The 16211-nt window shown below is 46.2% G+C and carries 13 protein-coding genes; 10 read left to right on the top strand and 3 right to left on the bottom strand.

All coding sequences use genetic code 11. From position 1 onward, the window contains the following. Window positions 1-243 precede the first annotated feature (243 nt). The 3 genes from ACFI32_RS13880 (at window position 244) to ACFI32_RS13870 (ending at window position 4280) form a co-directional block, all read left to right on the top strand. Entirely contained in the window at window positions 244-1431 is a 1188-nt protein-coding gene (locus tag ACFI32_RS13880) for an ATP-binding protein (RefSeq protein WP_462627208.1), read from the top strand. Continuing rightward, window positions 1421-3469, top strand: a complete 2049-nt coding sequence (locus ACFI32_RS13875) for a hypothetical protein (RefSeq protein ID WP_462627207.1) — start codon at window positions 1421-1423, stop codon at window positions 3467-3469. The genes ACFI32_RS13880 and ACFI32_RS13875 overlap by 11 nt, the downstream gene beginning before the upstream one ends. Before the next feature lie 505 nt (window positions 3470-3974). Then, the gene (locus tag ACFI32_RS13870; protein WP_462627206.1) at window positions 3975-4280 is read left to right on the top strand and encodes a hypothetical protein; all 306 of its coding nucleotides are present in this window, start codon (window positions 3975-3977) and stop codon (window positions 4278-4280) included. Between the two features lie 139 nt (window positions 4281-4419). Here ACFI32_RS13870 and ACFI32_RS13865 read toward each other — a convergent pair whose 3' ends face one another. Together ACFI32_RS13865 and ACFI32_RS13860 are read right to left on the bottom strand one after the other, a co-directional pair. Next, window positions 4420-5397, bottom strand: a complete 978-nt coding sequence (locus ACFI32_RS13865) for a YheT family hydrolase (protein ID WP_462627205.1) — start codon at window positions 5395-5397, stop codon at window positions 4420-4422. 277 nt (window positions 5398-5674) lie between these two features. Beyond that, window positions 5675-6274 carry a YigZ family protein gene (locus tag ACFI32_RS13860; RefSeq protein WP_462627204.1) on the bottom strand — a complete coding sequence of 200 codons (600 nt, stop codon included), beginning with the start codon at window positions 6272-6274 and terminating at the stop codon, window positions 5675-5677. 119 nt (window positions 6275-6393) lie between these two features. On the opposite strand from ACFI32_RS13860, the gene ACFI32_RS13855 reads away from it, so the two are divergent. From ACFI32_RS13855 to ACFI32_RS13840, 4 genes are all read left to right on the top strand, one after another. After that, the gene (locus ACFI32_RS13855; RefSeq protein ID WP_462627203.1) at window positions 6394-7098 is read left to right on the top strand and encodes a pseudouridine synthase; all 705 of its coding nucleotides are present in this window, start codon (window positions 6394-6396) and stop codon (window positions 7096-7098) included. 319 nt (window positions 7099-7417) lie between these two features. After that, entirely contained in the window at window positions 7418-8512 is a 1095-nt protein-coding gene (locus tag ACFI32_RS13850) for a disulfide isomerase DsbC N-terminal domain-containing protein (RefSeq protein WP_462627201.1), read from the top strand. Between the two features lie 257 nt (window positions 8513-8769). Continuing rightward, on the top strand, window positions 8770-9336 hold the full coding sequence (locus tag ACFI32_RS13845) for a hypothetical protein (RefSeq protein ID WP_462627200.1): 567 nt from the start codon (window positions 8770-8772) through the stop codon (window positions 9334-9336). A 310-nt stretch (window positions 9337-9646) separates the two neighbouring features. Continuing rightward, window positions 9647-11914: a TonB-dependent receptor gene (locus ACFI32_RS13840; RefSeq protein WP_462627199.1), complete on the top strand. Its 2268-nt coding sequence runs from the start codon at window positions 9647-9649 to the stop codon at window positions 11912-11914. Window positions 11915-12028: 114 nt separating this feature from the next. Here ACFI32_RS13840 and ACFI32_RS13835 read toward each other — a convergent pair whose 3' ends face one another. Beyond that, entirely contained in the window at window positions 12029-12688 is a 660-nt protein-coding gene (locus tag ACFI32_RS13835; protein WP_462627198.1) for a DUF2939 domain-containing protein, read from the bottom strand. A gap of 414 nt (window positions 12689-13102) precedes the next feature. Here ACFI32_RS13835 and dnaJ point away from each other — a divergent pair, with 414 nt between their 5' ends. The 3 genes from dnaJ (at window position 13103) to ACFI32_RS13820 (ending at window position 16170) form a co-directional block, all read left to right on the top strand. Then, a complete protein-coding gene (dnaJ, locus tag ACFI32_RS13830; protein WP_462627197.1) occupies window positions 13103-14239 on the top strand; it encodes a molecular chaperone DnaJ in 1137 nt (378 codons plus the stop codon). Window positions 14240-14409: 170 nt separating this feature from the next. After that, entirely contained in the window at window positions 14410-15240 is an 831-nt protein-coding gene (gene dapB, locus ACFI32_RS13825) for a 4-hydroxy-tetrahydrodipicolinate reductase (RefSeq protein ID WP_462627196.1), read from the top strand. Between the two features lie 48 nt (window positions 15241-15288). Then, a complete protein-coding gene (locus tag ACFI32_RS13820; protein WP_462627195.1) occupies window positions 15289-16170 on the top strand; it encodes a hypothetical protein in 882 nt (293 codons plus the stop codon). Window positions 16171-16211: the final 41 nt, after the last annotated feature.

Here is a 16211-nt window from a genome sequence, read left to right as displayed (position 1 = left end):
CGCGTGTCATCTTTACTAGAGTGGTAAGTAAACAAGACGCTAATTTTAATGACGCTTTTGATCGATTCAGGCGTAGTCAACCCGCCTGCTATAGAACAGGAGAAAGAGCGTAGGAGATAGTCTTAGTTTATTTGATAAACGAAGATGTGGGTTTTGACTATGAAGTTGTAGTTAAAGTATTTGACTATGGTTGTGTAGTTAAATATTATGACTATAATACTGTAGTCATAATAAGGAGCGAAGATGAGTGTAGGTAACGTAGTCTATGGCAGCAACTACTTTCCACGTCCAAAAGATGAAAGAGTAATATGGCGCAAGCTTGCTCAGGGCAATCATTTGTTGCTGCTTGCCCCAAGACGAGTGGGTAAGTCTTCACTAATACACCATCTAAAGGATAATCCTAAAGAAGGCTACGCTCTCATTTATAGCTACGTCCAAGACTGTACAGATGAGCAAGAATTTTATAGAAAGCTATTGAAATCTATTACACAGTCAGAGTTCGTTACCAATACGGCTGGTGTCTCTACAAAAGTAAAAGGCTGGTTCAGTAAACTTGATATTGATTTATCGATAGAAGCATTTGGGGTGAAAGTAGCAGCCGACAAGAAGAACACTAATGAACCTTGTGTCATCAATACAGACATCATTAGAAAAATTTTAATGGATAGTTTGAGCGATACAGACATAACTTTGATAATTGCTATTGATGAGTTTCCTGATGTGCTTATCAATATTTATAAGCAGCATGGTGAAATGGCGGCTATCAAGTTCTTATCAGGTATTAGAGAGATATGCCAAGATATCGATTTTAATAAAAAAGTACGCTTTATTTTCACAGGGTCTATTGGATTAGATACCGTTGCCAAAAAGCTCAATCTAAGCAATTTGATTAATGTCTTTGTCCATACAACGATCACTCCCTTATCAGCTTCAGAAGCTAAGAATTTCATAGATTTCTATTTTAAAAAATCATCTGAACGAGTTTTAAGTGATAACTTAAAAAATATTATCATTGAGCAAGTAGGGTGGAATATGCCTTACTATCTTGCACTGGTATGTGAAGAAATACTTGATAACTATGAAGATGATCAGTTGTTAGAAGAACGAGACGTTGTAAGTTGTATTGATCAGTTGTTTGAACAAGAAACCAAAACAAAGTTTTCTCACTGGCGTGAACGTTTAAATCGATTAGAAAAGCTAGAAAGGATATTTGCCGAATCAACATTGACCCTCGTTTCTGATCATAGTGAAGCATTGCCTTATAGCGAGATTTTCAACTTGAGCCAACATGAGGACTATAAAGATCATATTAATGCTAGTTATGTCTTAACCTGCCTTAAACATGAAGGCTACCTATACCACTCAGAAGAGAATACTTACCAATTCACATCCCCTCTACTTAAACGCTGGTGGATTCGTTATGGAAAATAATACAAAAAGCCATTCAGTCTTGCTTTATAACACGCAAAACATAGATGCTCAGCTGCTAAAGGCAGGCTTTAGCATACGTAAAAAAGAATACCAGCGAATTTGGAAAGATATTCAAAGAGGGTCGATGGCGAAACCCGAGACACACTATCTAATCCAAGGTGTACGTGGTGCTGGCAAGACAACACTGCTATCACGGCTAGCAAATGAAGTGGGCGAAGATGAAGAGTTAAATAACTGGTTAATTCCTATTCTACTCAATGAAGAAGAGTATGGCATCTTGTCACTATTCACTTTTTGGCTACGTATTGCTGAAAAGCTTGCAGAGCACAGTGTTGACATATACACAGAACTGTTTGAGCAAGTCTCAAGTTTAGATGACAGTGCCGAAATTGCTTGGGACTTAATACAAAGCCATTTAGATAAAAATGGGCAGAAAATAATAGTATTCGTTGATAATTTAGGAGAGTTATTTAAAGATTTTGACGAGATTGAACATGCACAGCTTCGTGAAGTACTGAGTTTGCATCCACAGATTCGTTTGATTGGTGGTTCTAGTCAATTGCTTGAAGCACATTTCGATGGTGCAGCGCCCTTTTATCAGTTTTTTAAATTGGTTAATTTAAAACCCATCAATGAAGTAGAAATGCACGAGCTTCTGCGCTCTTTGGCGAAACAAACTGGTGAAGAAGCAGTTAAAACGATTGAAGAAATCATTACTGAGCATCCCGAACGTATTGAAGCGGTCAGACGCTTAACAGATGGTGTACCGCGTACCATTGTTTTGCTATTTCAAATTATCATGGAAGGAGCGAAAGAGAGCAGTTATGCTTATTTAGAAGAAACTATAGATAAAACGACACCTTTATATAAGCATCGAATGGATGATTTGTCGCGTCAGCAAAAGGTAATTGTTCATACCATAGCGATGAACTGGGATGCGCTAAGTACTAAAGAAATCGCAGAACAAACACGCTTGCCAAGTAAGACTGTATCAGCGCAGTTGGTCAAGTTACAGCAGCAATGGATAGTCGATAAAATTGAAACAAGTACTAAGAACCATCTTTATATTATTAAAGAACGATTTTTTAATATTTGGTATTTAATGCGTTATGGGAATCAGTTTGATAAACGCCGTGTATTATGGTTGACAAGGTTTTTGGAAAGCTGGAATAGTGAACAGGAGTTAATGGAAAGATTCTATGAGTTTGATAGCTTTATAACAAATCAAAAAGAGATAGTGAGTCAAGATTATATTAATGCCTTATTAGCTAGTAATAAAATACCTTATACGTTGAAAGCTCATTACTCTAGAGAGCTTAAACAAAAATATCCTGAGACTATCGAAATAGACTCTAAAGAATATGAAAATATAGGTGATATAATAGATTATATTAGTGAGCTAAGAAGTAAAGGACTATTTTATAAGTCTATTGATGTTGCTCTTTGGCAAGCACAAAGTAACGATGTTCGAAATATTATATTGGCTGCACTTTACTTAAGAATAGTATTAAGTGAAGATTTATCAAAATCGGATGAGTTATTTGACCGCGCTGAGGACTTGATAGAAATCAAAGGATATAAAAGTAAAGATGTAAAAGATTTAGCATTTTATTCTTACGTACAAGGTATCTGTAATAGAAAAATGAAAGTGCTGAAAGTTATAGAAAAATCTTTAGAGGAAGAAGATAGTAAGGAGTTACTAATATTATTAGCAATATTTCAGGTTTGGAACGATATTTATGATAAATCGCTCATTAATTTTAATATAGTTATTGAAGATATACATGATAGAGTACTACATTTTGACTATGTTCAAGAGTACCTACTAATGCTTTTAGCAAAAGAACAGGTGGAATCTACTTACAATATACTGAATGATACAATACTTAGAGAAAAATATAAGCCCATCTACTACGCTACAGTAACCTTACTACAAGACGAACGCCAACAAGAGTATCTACGAATGGGTCCAGAGCTACAAGGGACAGTAGATGAGATATTGCAAAAAGTCGAAGAGTTTCGGGTTAAATATGCTTAGATATAAAAAAAGTCATAATCTAGTTTGAAAAACTAAGTTATGACTTTTTAACTTCACCCAAATCACTCTTCCGGCGGCCACGGACGCTCCGCATCACTCTCAATCCATTCGACGACATAGCCAGTTGGTGGCAATTCTATGAGTGGTAGTATCACTGTCGCCTATGCTGCGCGATATCCTAAGACCACGCACAGCTTGTGGTTGCTGATCGACAGCAAAGAGGCATACTTTTCCCTTTATGATCGGGTCATATACTACCCGCCTTATATACCCGAAACCATACAAGCGGTCTTTGCTTAGGACAGTATCGCCAATCGTGAGCTACATGGACAAATTCTTGAGCAAATCGTCACTGATAACGTCGAGTCGCGCGCGGCTATGGTTGCTCAGCATGATATTCCAACCTTGATTGTTTGGGGCGAGGAGGACAAAATACTTAAGCCTCGAAACTTTGAGGCTTTTTAGATCTCACAATTTAAGATCATAATATAAGGAAGAGCAATTAGTGAGTAATCGTGCCAAAGTCCTCTTATTTTTTATCATATTAGTGGATGTATTGATTTTAGGATTCTTAAATCAGTCTTGTGGAGCAATATTTTACTTTCAGCTCTTACAAGCTGTTTTTATACAGCTGTTTGCGCTTTTATTAGCGGTTGACTCACCGATCAGTCGCACTATTGCTGGTTTTCTAAAGAAAAATCCTGCTACTTTAAAAGTGGCGGCTTTTTTTCTCATCGTCCTGTCTTTTTATCTGCTTTATTTGGCAAGTAGCGGTGTGCCGTTCCAAAATACCGTTCAAATATGTGATTAAAGAAACAACTGTAAAGTCCCACTAGCGTGCTCACTGATATTTTGTGGATGTCAGCGAGCATGCTAATGACCATGCCTTATAAATCGGATAGATAGTGTTTAAGCTGAGCGATGCTGAATTGATTGTTAACGATCTACCCTCAACCACCCGCCGTCTCAAAAAACGCCAGCGCAGTATCGGGCAACCAATTCAAATCAAACTTACGGTTTTTATAACTGATAAAACCGATATGACCGCCATGAGAGGTTTCGATCAGCGTTACGTGCTCGGACACATCGCCTTGGGTGGCAGTCGCACCCAAAAACGGATCGTCTTTGGCACTGATGATCAACGTTGGCTTGGTGATGTGGATCAGATGCGGCAAGGCAGAGGACTGATAGTAATAGTCGTTTTTGGAGCGAAAGCCATGACGCGGCGCGGTAAACAGATCATCGAACTCACTGATGCGGCGGGTGGCCTTAATGGCGGTGATTTCTTTTTCGGTCAAGTTGTTCTTGATGGCTTTACTCACGATAGGATTGAGTAAATAGGGCGTATAAATACGGCGACCCAAAAAGCGCTCCATCGCTTGTGAGGAGGAGATCAGATCGACAGGCGCAGAGGCGACCACGGCAGCTTCACATAAGGCGTTATCGCCATACTCGCTCATATACTTTGCCAAGGCATTACCGCCCAAAGACACACCGATGCTATACACCGTTTGATAGTGCTTATTGAGATATTGCAGCGCATGCTCAAGCTCGATGGTATCGCCCGCTTGATAAAACACATCGCCTTTGACAGGCACGCCGCCGCAGCTGCGAAAATGCACCACCACAAAGTGCCAGTCTTTTTGATGAACCACATGGGCTAAGGTGCGGGCGTAGTGGCTGTCGCTGCTACCCTCCATCCCATGAAACAACACGACGAGCGGTTTTTGGTAGCTGTCTTGCGCTGTCTTTGTCTCGTCGGCATCATAAAAGTCATAAGCGATCTCACTCTCATCGAGTGAGTCTTTGAGCAGTTCACGGCGATAGGCGGGCGCTTTGGCGGCGATGAATCTCGGTAGGATGGTTTGTAGATGGGCATTGGACAGCCAAAAGGGCGGTTTAAATTCGGTATAAGTAAAAGTAGTCATAAGAGGGTATCAGAATCAAATAGGGCAAAAAATAAGAAAGCAGGTGTATAGGGTACGCCAATTTTTGCGCGCTACTGTGTAAAAAACGTGACACAGCGCATTGATCAACTTGCACGTCGTATACGGCCATGATTTGCCAGTCAACATCAACGCCGCATGATGGACGCGAGCAATGTTAATGAACGTGGGGCATGATACTAAGACTAATCGCTTGTGCCAATGTGCTTTAATGAACGGCTGGGTAAGCCATTAAGTAAAGGTAGTCACCAGTGGATATTCAATCCTCGTTATCCATCACCCGACCATCCATTGCCAGCCGCTCTTTTAACTCGGCAACGTGCTCAGCTGCCAGCGTGACAGTCAAGTGTACCTGATGGCTATAAGCCACATCATCAATATGGCCTTGTAAGCTCTCGACCACATAGCGGCACTGCGCTTCGGTGGCAAAGCCTGCCTCAATCACTATCGTCGCTTGCGGTACAAAGTCCGCCAGCGTCATCATATCCACCGCCGCTTGTGCTGAGCCTGCATAAGCGCGGGTCAGACCGCCAGCGCCCAGTTTTATCCCGCCAAAGTAACGTACCACCACCACCAGCACATTGCCGATGGCCTTGTGTTGCAAGACGTTGAGTATCGGCCTGCCTGCGGTGCCGTTTGGCTCACCATCATCATCGAAGCCTGCACTGGTAGTATTATTGGGATCACCAATGATGTATGCCAAGCAAAAATGCCGCGCGTCAGGGTATTTGTGACGCAGTTGTTCCACGTGAAACATTGCCGCCTCACGTGAGTCGACAGGATAGGCATAAGTGATAAACTCAGATTTTTTAATCTCAAGGCGGGCAGTAACAGGGTGCTGTAAGGTTTGATAGCTCATATTTCATCAGGGTCTGGGTTAGGATATGCTAAACTGAAGCATAAATGACTGTGGTCGATGGTGCGGCGCAGTGATCGTCTTATCACCCACAACTATAACAACTGATGGTAGCAAATAGCATGCGTTTAGATAAATTTATTAGTAAAGCGACCGAATTGTCACGTAAAGAATCCAAAAGAATTTTACATGCCAGCGAAGTCACCGTAAATGACGAAGTCATCAAAGATCCAGGGTTTCACGTGGATATCGTTAATGACGACATCCTGTGGGCAGGCGAGCCACTATCTGTCGCGACAGGCAACCGCTATATTTTATTGCACAAGCCTGAAGGCTTTGAGTGTACCCTAAAGGCCAAAGAATATCCCATCGTCACAGAGCTGATCGCTGTACCAGAGCTGGGCAGCTTGCGTATTGCTGGCAGGCTCGATGTCGATACCACAGGCGCGCTGATCATCAGTGATGATGGCAGCTGGTTGCACCGCGTGACCAGTCCCAAGCATGAGCATCCCAAAGTCTATGAGCTGACCGTAGCAGACCCCATGGATGCAGAGGCGCAAGCCGATGCGGTCAAACAAGTGGCCAACGGTATCTTACTCGATGGTGATTATGAAAAGACCAAACCTGCGACGCTTGAGTTTATTGATGAGACACACGCCCGTCTGACACTAGAGCAGGGCAAGTACCATCAGGTCAAACGCATGATGGGCTATTTTGGCAATAAAGTGGTTGAGCTACATCGTGCCAGTATCGGCGATATCACTTTAGAAGGCCTTGATAAAGGCGACAGCCGCTTTTTGACCCCTGAAGAAGTGGCGCAGTTCTAAGCCATCATAACAACCAAGCTTGATCCCAAACGCGTCTTGATTCTCAAGGCGCGTTTTTATTGGTTGGTACGCATCAGCGACGACACACGTTTGAAGTGCTGCTGTTGCTCGTATCTTAATGTGAGTAGCCGTTTTGCAAAATATGGCCATTCGCGCTTACTCTGAGCCGCCAATATGCTACAGTCAGCATCACGATTAATCTACTTTTTTATATAGTGTGTTTATCTCCAAGGATGATGATAGGTATATACTCAATAAAGAAGGTATATCATGACAAATGCGCTCGATATAAAGAGTACTTAGATAGGACATAACGTTGATGCGACATATCAATCCCGCTACCAGCCTGCTTGCACTCATGATCTGCGCGACTAGCGCCTGCGCTCAGCCTACCGCGATGCAGTCGACCCGAAGTAGCCCAAGCGCTTCTGCTCAAAACAATCAACAGGCTGCGCGCGCGTCTGCTGATAGCGCAGGTGTGGACGCGGCGACCGAGGCGCATTTGCGCCGCGTACTGACCGAGACAGGCATCAAAACACAGATTGCTGGTATCAGCCATTCTAAACTGCCCAATATGTATCAGGTCGACTTGGTTGGTCAGCCGCCGCTGCACATCACCGAAGACGGTCGCTATGTCATTCAAGGGGAGTTACAAAAGAATCCAAGCAAACAAGTGGTTACAGAAATACAAGCGCGTAGTAATAGTGCTAATAATGGTAGTCAAATAGGCAAACCTGTCAGCCCCGCGCTCAAATCTGCACTGCTCGCCAATACGCGGGCGCTCAAAAATATGAGCGCTAAAACACCGTTCTTTTATACCGCCGTACCGGGTGTCATCTGGAGTGCAACACTAGAAGGGGTGCCGTTTTTGTTGTCTGATGACGGACGATATCTGACTGATGGCGAGATATCGGTGATTGAGAATGGTCAGTTTATGGGGCTGGATACCAACTTTGAGCAGCGCAAAAACCAATCGGTGTTTGCCGACTTGGATGAAAGCCAGCTGATCAGCTATCCTGCGACCACACGCGAAAAAGCCGTGGTTTATGTGGCGACAGACGTCAACTGCCCTTATTGTCGTTTGTTTCATCAGCAAGTTGCGCGTCTTAATCGTCAAGGAGTGACGGTAAATATGATTGGTTATCCCATCTATGAGCAGTCGCCCGAGCAGATGCGCGGTATTTGGTGTCAGGCAGACGACAACGCCCGCCGAAAAGCGCTGGATGCCGCGATGCTAACGGGTAAAATGACACCTGCGCCTGCCAATTGCCAAACTGATCCGATAACGCCCAATCGCAATACCGCCGCAGGTCTGGCGGTGATGGCAACCCCTGCGATCTATCGCGAAGATGGCGCGCTATATCAAGCCAGTTTTGAGAGTCCTGAGTTTTTAGCGTTCTTGGGTATCGAATAAGTCATATCAGCCAGTCGCCTAACTGATAGCACAACCGCCTTATCACACAGTGGATAAGGCGGTTTTTTATTAACTGTCCCTTAAAATAAAGTTGCAAATGATGAGGCGCGGTACTTGTGAGTAAAAGCCCCTTATCATAGAATGGTGTTTCATTACCTTTCTGGTATGTTTCAATACCGCCGCGATAATGGTATCGACCTGTTGCAGTGATGTGCCAGTCGATATTTTTATCACTTTTCCACTGTGATGATCAATTTATGAACATCCATCCTTCCAAAACCGTTCGATATGCGTCACTGCTCTCGCCTACGAAAATGTGGGTGGGTATGCTGCTGGCCTGCGCGGCGTGGCTATTACATGTCACGCCGCTACTCGCGCCTTTATGGAGCGATCAGGCAGACTTGGGTCATGGGATCTGTATTGAGCTGGCACCTGTGGTGTCAGCCGCACAGCATCATCAGGCAGATGCCAACGCCACCATGCAGATGGCTGGACATGAGCATCACCATAATGGTGTTCATGGCAGCGATCATGGCATGGCGCTGGCAATGCCATCTGATCTGCATTCCGCAGCAGCGGCCATCTCGGCGCATTCCCATGTAGACGCTACCACGACTGATAGCGCGGATACTAGCAGCGGACATCACAGCAGTTGTGATATCTGCGCCGCCATGTCTGCGGTTATCGTGCCAGTAGGCATTATTCCTACTGCAGCGCTCTTCGTCGAGTCAGCGCCTATTTTGGCCGCTTTACGGCATCCTCAAGTGGCAAGTAACGCTGCTGCTTATCTCAGACCTTTTTCCCGCGCCCCGCCGCAACCGTAATACGTCATACCCTCGCGATTCATAATGAGCCCCAGCACCACTGATTTTATGCACATAAGACTGTGCATCACGCGGCTGCGCGTGACTGCTGTCACGGGTGGTTTGTGGCTGTGTTTATGACGCGCAGATATGAGGTTTTTTGTTGTTATTGATACGCATAGCCACGGCGCAGCACGCCTGCTGGCCGTACCCACATAGGCCACAAATTGGCCTATCAAGCACCGCTATATCCAAAATAGGCGTATCACCACTATGACTTGTAAACGTATTACCTATGGTTATCACTTCTAAAAAAGTAAAGGGAAATAAGATGTCACCGATATATACCCATGCCGCGCCTGCGGCAAAATTGAGCGTTTTGGCATTGGCACTGTTTCAAATCACCAGCAGCTATGCTCAGCCGCTGACAGAAACAACAGACAACACCATGCCAACTGTCACCCTACCAACCATCACTGTCTATGCCAGCGCTGCCTCAAAAACATCGATAGCGCTGAGCGAAGATGAGGTTGAGCGCAGTCAGGCCGCTACCAGCGATACCGCTACGATTTTATCCAAAATACCGGGCGTTAACACGCAAGCTGCAGGCGGTATCTCAAACCTACCTGTGATCCGAGGCTTGGCAGACAACCGTTTGCGGGTTTTGGTTGATGGCGTAGATGCCATTGCGTCGTGCCCAAACAGTATGAACTCACCGCTGTCTTATATCGCGCCCAGCGCGGTGGACAAGGCGATTGTGTATAGAGGCGTTACCCCTGTTAGTGTTGGCGGCAACAGCATTGGCGGTAGTATTGTGGTTGAAAGTGCCGAGCCAATTTTTTCTGAGGACGAGCACGTCATCTCAACGGGGGAGGTTGGCGCATTTTATCGCAGTAATGGCGATGCTTATGGTGCCAATCTGACCTCTACCGTAGCCAATGACGCGCTTAGTCTGACGTATACAGGCAGCATTGCTAAGTCTGACAACTATAAAGCAGGCGGCGACTTTAAGTCTTATACCGCCACTGGCAATAATGGCAAGCAATTACCAAAAGATGAGGTGGGGTCAACGGCCTTTAAAACTCGCAATCAATCCATAAGCCTCGCTTACCAAAATGACGCTCATTTGCTACAAGGCACTTACCTGTGGCAGCGCGTCCCAAAAGAGCTGTACCCAAACCAGCGTATGGACATGCTCGATAATCAGTTAGATCGCCTGAATCTACGCTATGAAGGTGCCATGAGTTGGGGTGATATTGAAGCGCAGATGTATCATGAAGATGTCGATCACTATATGAACTTTGGCGAGGACAAACAGTTTCAATACGGTACAGCACCTGGCATGCCCATGTATACCGACAGTGACACGCTGGGCCTTAACCTAAAAGGCAACATCGTTTTGACATCTGATAGCAGTGTTAATGTGGGCGCTGAATATCAAGACTATACCCTTGATGACATATGGCCCGCCTCAGGTGACGGCATGATGGGGCCAAATGCGTTCCAAAACATCAATAACGGCCAGCGCCAGCGTCTAGGGGTTTATGGTGAATGGGACAAAACGATCTCACCGCAGTGGTCAACGCAGCTGGGAGCGCGCTATGAAAATGTCCGTACCAGCGCCGATGAGGTGCATGGCTATCAGATCGGTGGCCAGAATAAAATGAACAACCAAATACGCGACAGCCGCGTCTTTAATAACAGTGACCGTAGCACAACAGACAACAACCTTGATGTGACGGCGCTGGCGCGCTATAGAATCGATGCGCACAAATCCATTGAGATGGGACTGGCGCACAAAGAGCGGACGCCCAGCTTGTATGAGCGCTATACATGGTCAACGTGGCCGATGGCAGCCATCATGAACAATACCGTGGGCGATGGTAACGGCTACTTTGGTGACCCAAACTTGCGTCCAGAGCAGTCTAATACCCTATCGGCCACCTTTAATTGGCAAGGTCATGATGACCGCTGGCGTGTGCAAGCCACCCCTTATTACTCAGATATTGAGGATTATGTGGACGCCGTGCAGTGGAATACCATGATGAACGCCCCTGCCATGACCCAAACCAGTGATCAGTACAACGTGCTGCGCTATACCAATCAAGATGCGCGCATCTACGGTATAGACCTCAGCGCCGATCACGATCTGGCCTCAACGGCATGGGGCGACTGGCGCGTCGCGGGCACGCTCAGCTATACCAAAGGCAAAAATAAAGACAGCGGTTCTGACTTGTACAATGTCATGCCGCTAAATGGCAGTATTGCCTTGCAGCATGACTATCAAGGCTGGCGCAATGAGATTGAAGTCGTTGGGGTGGCCGCAAAAACACACGTTTCGGCACCACGTAACGAAATCGAAACGGCAGGCTATGGCTTGTTAAACTTAAGCACTGGTTATGAGTGGCAGGACATTCGTGTTGAAGCAGGTATCGACAATGTTTTGGACAAACAGTATGCCTTACCACTTGGCGGCAGCTATATGGGACAGGGCGCAACGATGGGCATGAATCGCGAGGTGGGCGGACAGTCCAACTGGGGTACTGCCGTTCCGGGTGCAGGCCGCTCCGTTTATGTTGGTGTCAACTATAAGTTCTAATAGTCAAAGCCTGCATTATTGAACATTTTAATCAGCCAAAACCAAAAAAACCGCCGTATCAGTCATGATGATACGGCGGTTTTTTAAGTTAAGAATAGGCGCTGAGGCATGGCTTTATGGCAGCACCACATTAACAATCTTCCATTCGATCAAGCCTTGGCGCTGCATTTCAATGGTGACGGGATAGCTTTTCACTTGTCCACTGATGGTAAAGCAATTGATACCGCAGTAGCTCAATGTTGGCTTTTCGCTATCATTGCCTTGAGCCGCTTGCTGCTCTAACTGCGCAGCTTGTTTGGTCATCATCTGCTCAACCTGCTGCTTGACCACTGCCTCGACATCACCGCGCTGGGTGATCATTTCGCGAATCAGATTTTGTAGATCGACTTGATTGCTGGCGATGGCCCACGCTGCTGCCAGCTCCTTGGTTGCTTTATTGGCCTGACCTTGGGTGGTGATCAGCTGCTCGATATTGTCACTGGTGACTGCGCCATCTACTGCTGTGGCGATAAAAGCATTGGCAGCTTTGGTCAGAGGCTCACCGCCAAGCTGCGACACCAAAGGATAATAGGTCATGGTATTGGCAAACTTACCCGTCAGCTGTTCAGTCAAGTTGGGGCGTAGCTGCGCATAGTCGATGGTTGCTGCAATGGCTGTCCCATCTTTGGCATCATAAGCCTGTTTGAGCTGATAAGCACTATAGTATGGCGATCCTGCATAAACCACGACTGCTGCGACAAGCAGTAATACAAGCAGGGAGAACAGCTTTTTCATATTGACACCTTTGCTGATATCAGGGTGATGGGGCAAGTTTTTTGGGTATTATTGTAGTGCTGAATACTAGCATGGCTTATTGGCAAAAAGGTATGAAAATGTTATGTAAACTTGCTATAACCCAACAACATTCGGCACTGAACTCACTACCGAATATTGTGAGACGAATTTCATCTGTAAAGTGCTTGATAAATCAGATGACCATCACCATTAATAGCGCAAACTTTTATTAATTGATCTGGTTAGACAGTGCCATCGCTGTTGTGGCTATGGCTGCTGCGGATGTTATCTCATATTTGAGTCAGGACGACTGTTGTTTCACATGAAACATACAAGTCTGTCTCTTAAACAGAGAACCCAAAGCAGCCGTATACGCACAACTGCAAGCGCACTGTCATGACAACAGGAGAGTCCATGAGTAAGCGCGATTTTTACGAAGTATTAGGCGTCAGCAAAACCGCCGATGAAAAAGAGATCAAACGAGCCTATCGTAAGCTGGCGATGAAATACCATCCAGATCGTAATTCTGATGATCCTGAGGCGGAAGACAAATTTAAAGAAGCGTCGATGGCTTATGAAGTGCTCAGTGACGCTGAAAAACGCTCTGCTTATGATCGCATGGGCCATGCTGCCTTTGAAAATGGTATGGGCGGTGGCGGCTTCGGCGGCGCAGGCGCAGGTAACTTCCAAGACATCTTTGGCGACATCTTTGGCAACTTTGGTGACATCTTTGGTCAGTCACGCGGTGGTGGCGGTGGACGTGCGCGTCGCGGTTCTGATTTGCGCTACGTCATTGAGCTGACATTAGAAGAAGCGATACGCGGCTGCAAAAAAGAAATCAGCTTTACCGCGCCTGCGCCTTGTGATACCTGTGATGGTAAAGGCGCAAAAGACGCCTCAGACATCGTGACCTGCCAGACCTGTCATGGTCAAGGCCAAGTGCGTATGCAGCAAGGCTTTTTTGCCGTGCAGCAAACCTGCCCACATTGCGGCGGCTCAGGTAAACAAATCAAAAACCCATGCTCTGACTGTCATGGTAGCGGCGTCAAAGAAAAATCGCGCACCCTTGAAGTATCCATCCCAGCAGGCGTTGATGATGGCGACCGTGTACGCTTGGCAGGTGAGGGTGAAGCAGGCGGCGCTGGCGTGCAAAACGGCGATTTGTATGTCGAAGTCCGCGTGGCACCGCACAACGTCTTTACGCGTCAAGGGGCCGACCTTTATATGGATGTGCCAGTGAGCATCACCGATGCCGCACTTGGTAAAGAAGTTGAGATCCCAACCTTAGATGGCAAAGTCAAAATCAAAGTGGCCGAGGGCACACAAAGTGGCAAGCTGCTACGCGTACGCGGTAAAGGCGTAACCCCAGTACGTACCACCATGAAAGGGGATTTGATCTGCCGCGTAGTGATCGAAACCCCCGTGAATCTCACTCGTGAGCAAAAAGATCTGTTACGTCAATTCCAAGATACCTTGGATGATGACAGCAAGCACCAGCAGTCACCACACAAAAAATCTTTCTTTGCAAAGATTGGTGATTTGTTTGACTAAAATGGTGACCTTTAGGCCATTATAGTCAAAGTAAGCCCAAAAGTTTCACGTGAAACCTTTGGGCTTTTTTATGGGTGTATAAAAACCATTGAGCGTTGATATTTGCTAAACTGACGCTAAAGAACAGTCAAAAATAACCCCGCCAAATATAAAATATGTAAGGTAGAGATATGAGTCAACAAACAAAAGAACAAACCATTAACGTTGGTGTCATCGGTGCAGGCGGCCGCATGGGTCGTATGCTTATCGAAGCGGTACAGAACAACCCTCAGACTACGCTAAATGCGGCGATTGAGCGCCAAGGGTCTAGTCTGGTGGGTGCGGATGCAGGAGAAGTGGCCGCTATCGGACGTTTGGACGTGCAGATCGTTGATGATCTAGAGTCTGTGATCAACGATATCGATGTGCTGATTGATTTCAGTTTGCCTGATGCCACCGAACAAAACATGCAAGTTTGCGCCGCGCATAATGTCGCGATGGTGATTGGTACGACAGGATTTAATGAGGCGCAAGCGCAAGTGCTTACAGACTCAAGTGAAAAAATCGCCATCGTCTACGCGGGCAATTATTCAACTGGCGTTAATCTATCACTAAAGCTACTTGACATGGCTGCCAAAGCATTTGGCAATGATGCTGATGTGGAGATCATCGAAGCGCATCATAAGCACAAAATCGATGCCCCGTCTGGCACTGCCTATATGATGGCCGAAGCCGTCGCAGAAGCACGCGGACAGAACCTAAAAGACGTCGCCATCTATGGACGTGAAGGACAGACAGGCGAGCGTGAATCAGGCACCATCGGTATCCATGCGGTACGTGGCGGTGAGATCGTGGGCGATCATACCGTGATGTTTATCGCTGATGGTGAAGTGGTCGAGATCACCCACCGCGCCCGCGAACGCATGACGTTTGCCGCGGGTGCCGTCCGCGCTGCAACATGGGTGACCGAGCAAGCAGTCGGACAATATAATATGCAGGATGTGCTGGGCTTGAATGATTAGCAGGCATTGATAATGGTGTGAAAAAGACGAGGGACGCAGGTGAATCATATGAACGATAATATAAAGCATATATTGGCTGCTACTATCTTTGCGGTCAATAGCGCCAAAAAAATAGGTTTTCCAGCGTTTGCCCTTAGTCTGGTTGTCCTGCCACTCACAGTACAAGCAAGTAGCGCACAAACCTATGTGATCGACACTTACGGCGGCTCAGCGCTACTGCCTGCGGTTAGGCAACAACTTAACAATAGCACTGACGGCGGTACAGCCAGCGTATACCAAGACAAGCTGGTACTGCGAACCACACCGCGCAACTATCAAATGATACAGCAGCTACTCAGTCAGATTGACCGTCAACCGCAAGCGCTTACGGTCGCTGTCCGTGTCGGAAGTGATAGTGATAGGCAAAGTGAGATACGCCAAGGGCAGATCATCATTACCAATCGCGGTATCCAAGGGTCAGGTATTATCAATCAGCGTCACAGCCAGCAGCAAAGCAATAATTTATATCAGGTACAAACGTTATCTGGCAGCGCGGCGAGTATCAGTACTGGCACGCTATATTCGCTGACCCAAACCTACAATGCCAACATTCACCCAAGCTACCATCAACCCTCAAGACAAATTATCATTCAAAATCAAGTATTGCTGCCAACCACTCAAGGTATCGCCGTTACGCCAAGATTATTGCCCAGCGGACAAGTCGAGGTAAGGCTCTCCCAAGTGGAGGAGCAGTTAGTAAAGTCCAACTCTCCTTATCACCAAATGAGCCCGACTAATCATGCTATCCAAGCGCAAAGTCTAAACAGCACGATCATTGTGCCACGCGGACAATGGGTAACGATTGGGGAAGTTTCACAACGCTCAATCAGTAGCGGCAGTCGAACGATTAATAGCAGTAATAGCGTGCCGATTTCGTTGCTGGTGCAATAGCGACGATACAAGACAGCCAAACACAAAAAAGCGCGGGGCTG

The organism is Psychrobacter sp. PSi21, assembly GCF_054960615.1.
This window is presented reverse-complemented; position numbering and strand designations above follow the sequence as displayed.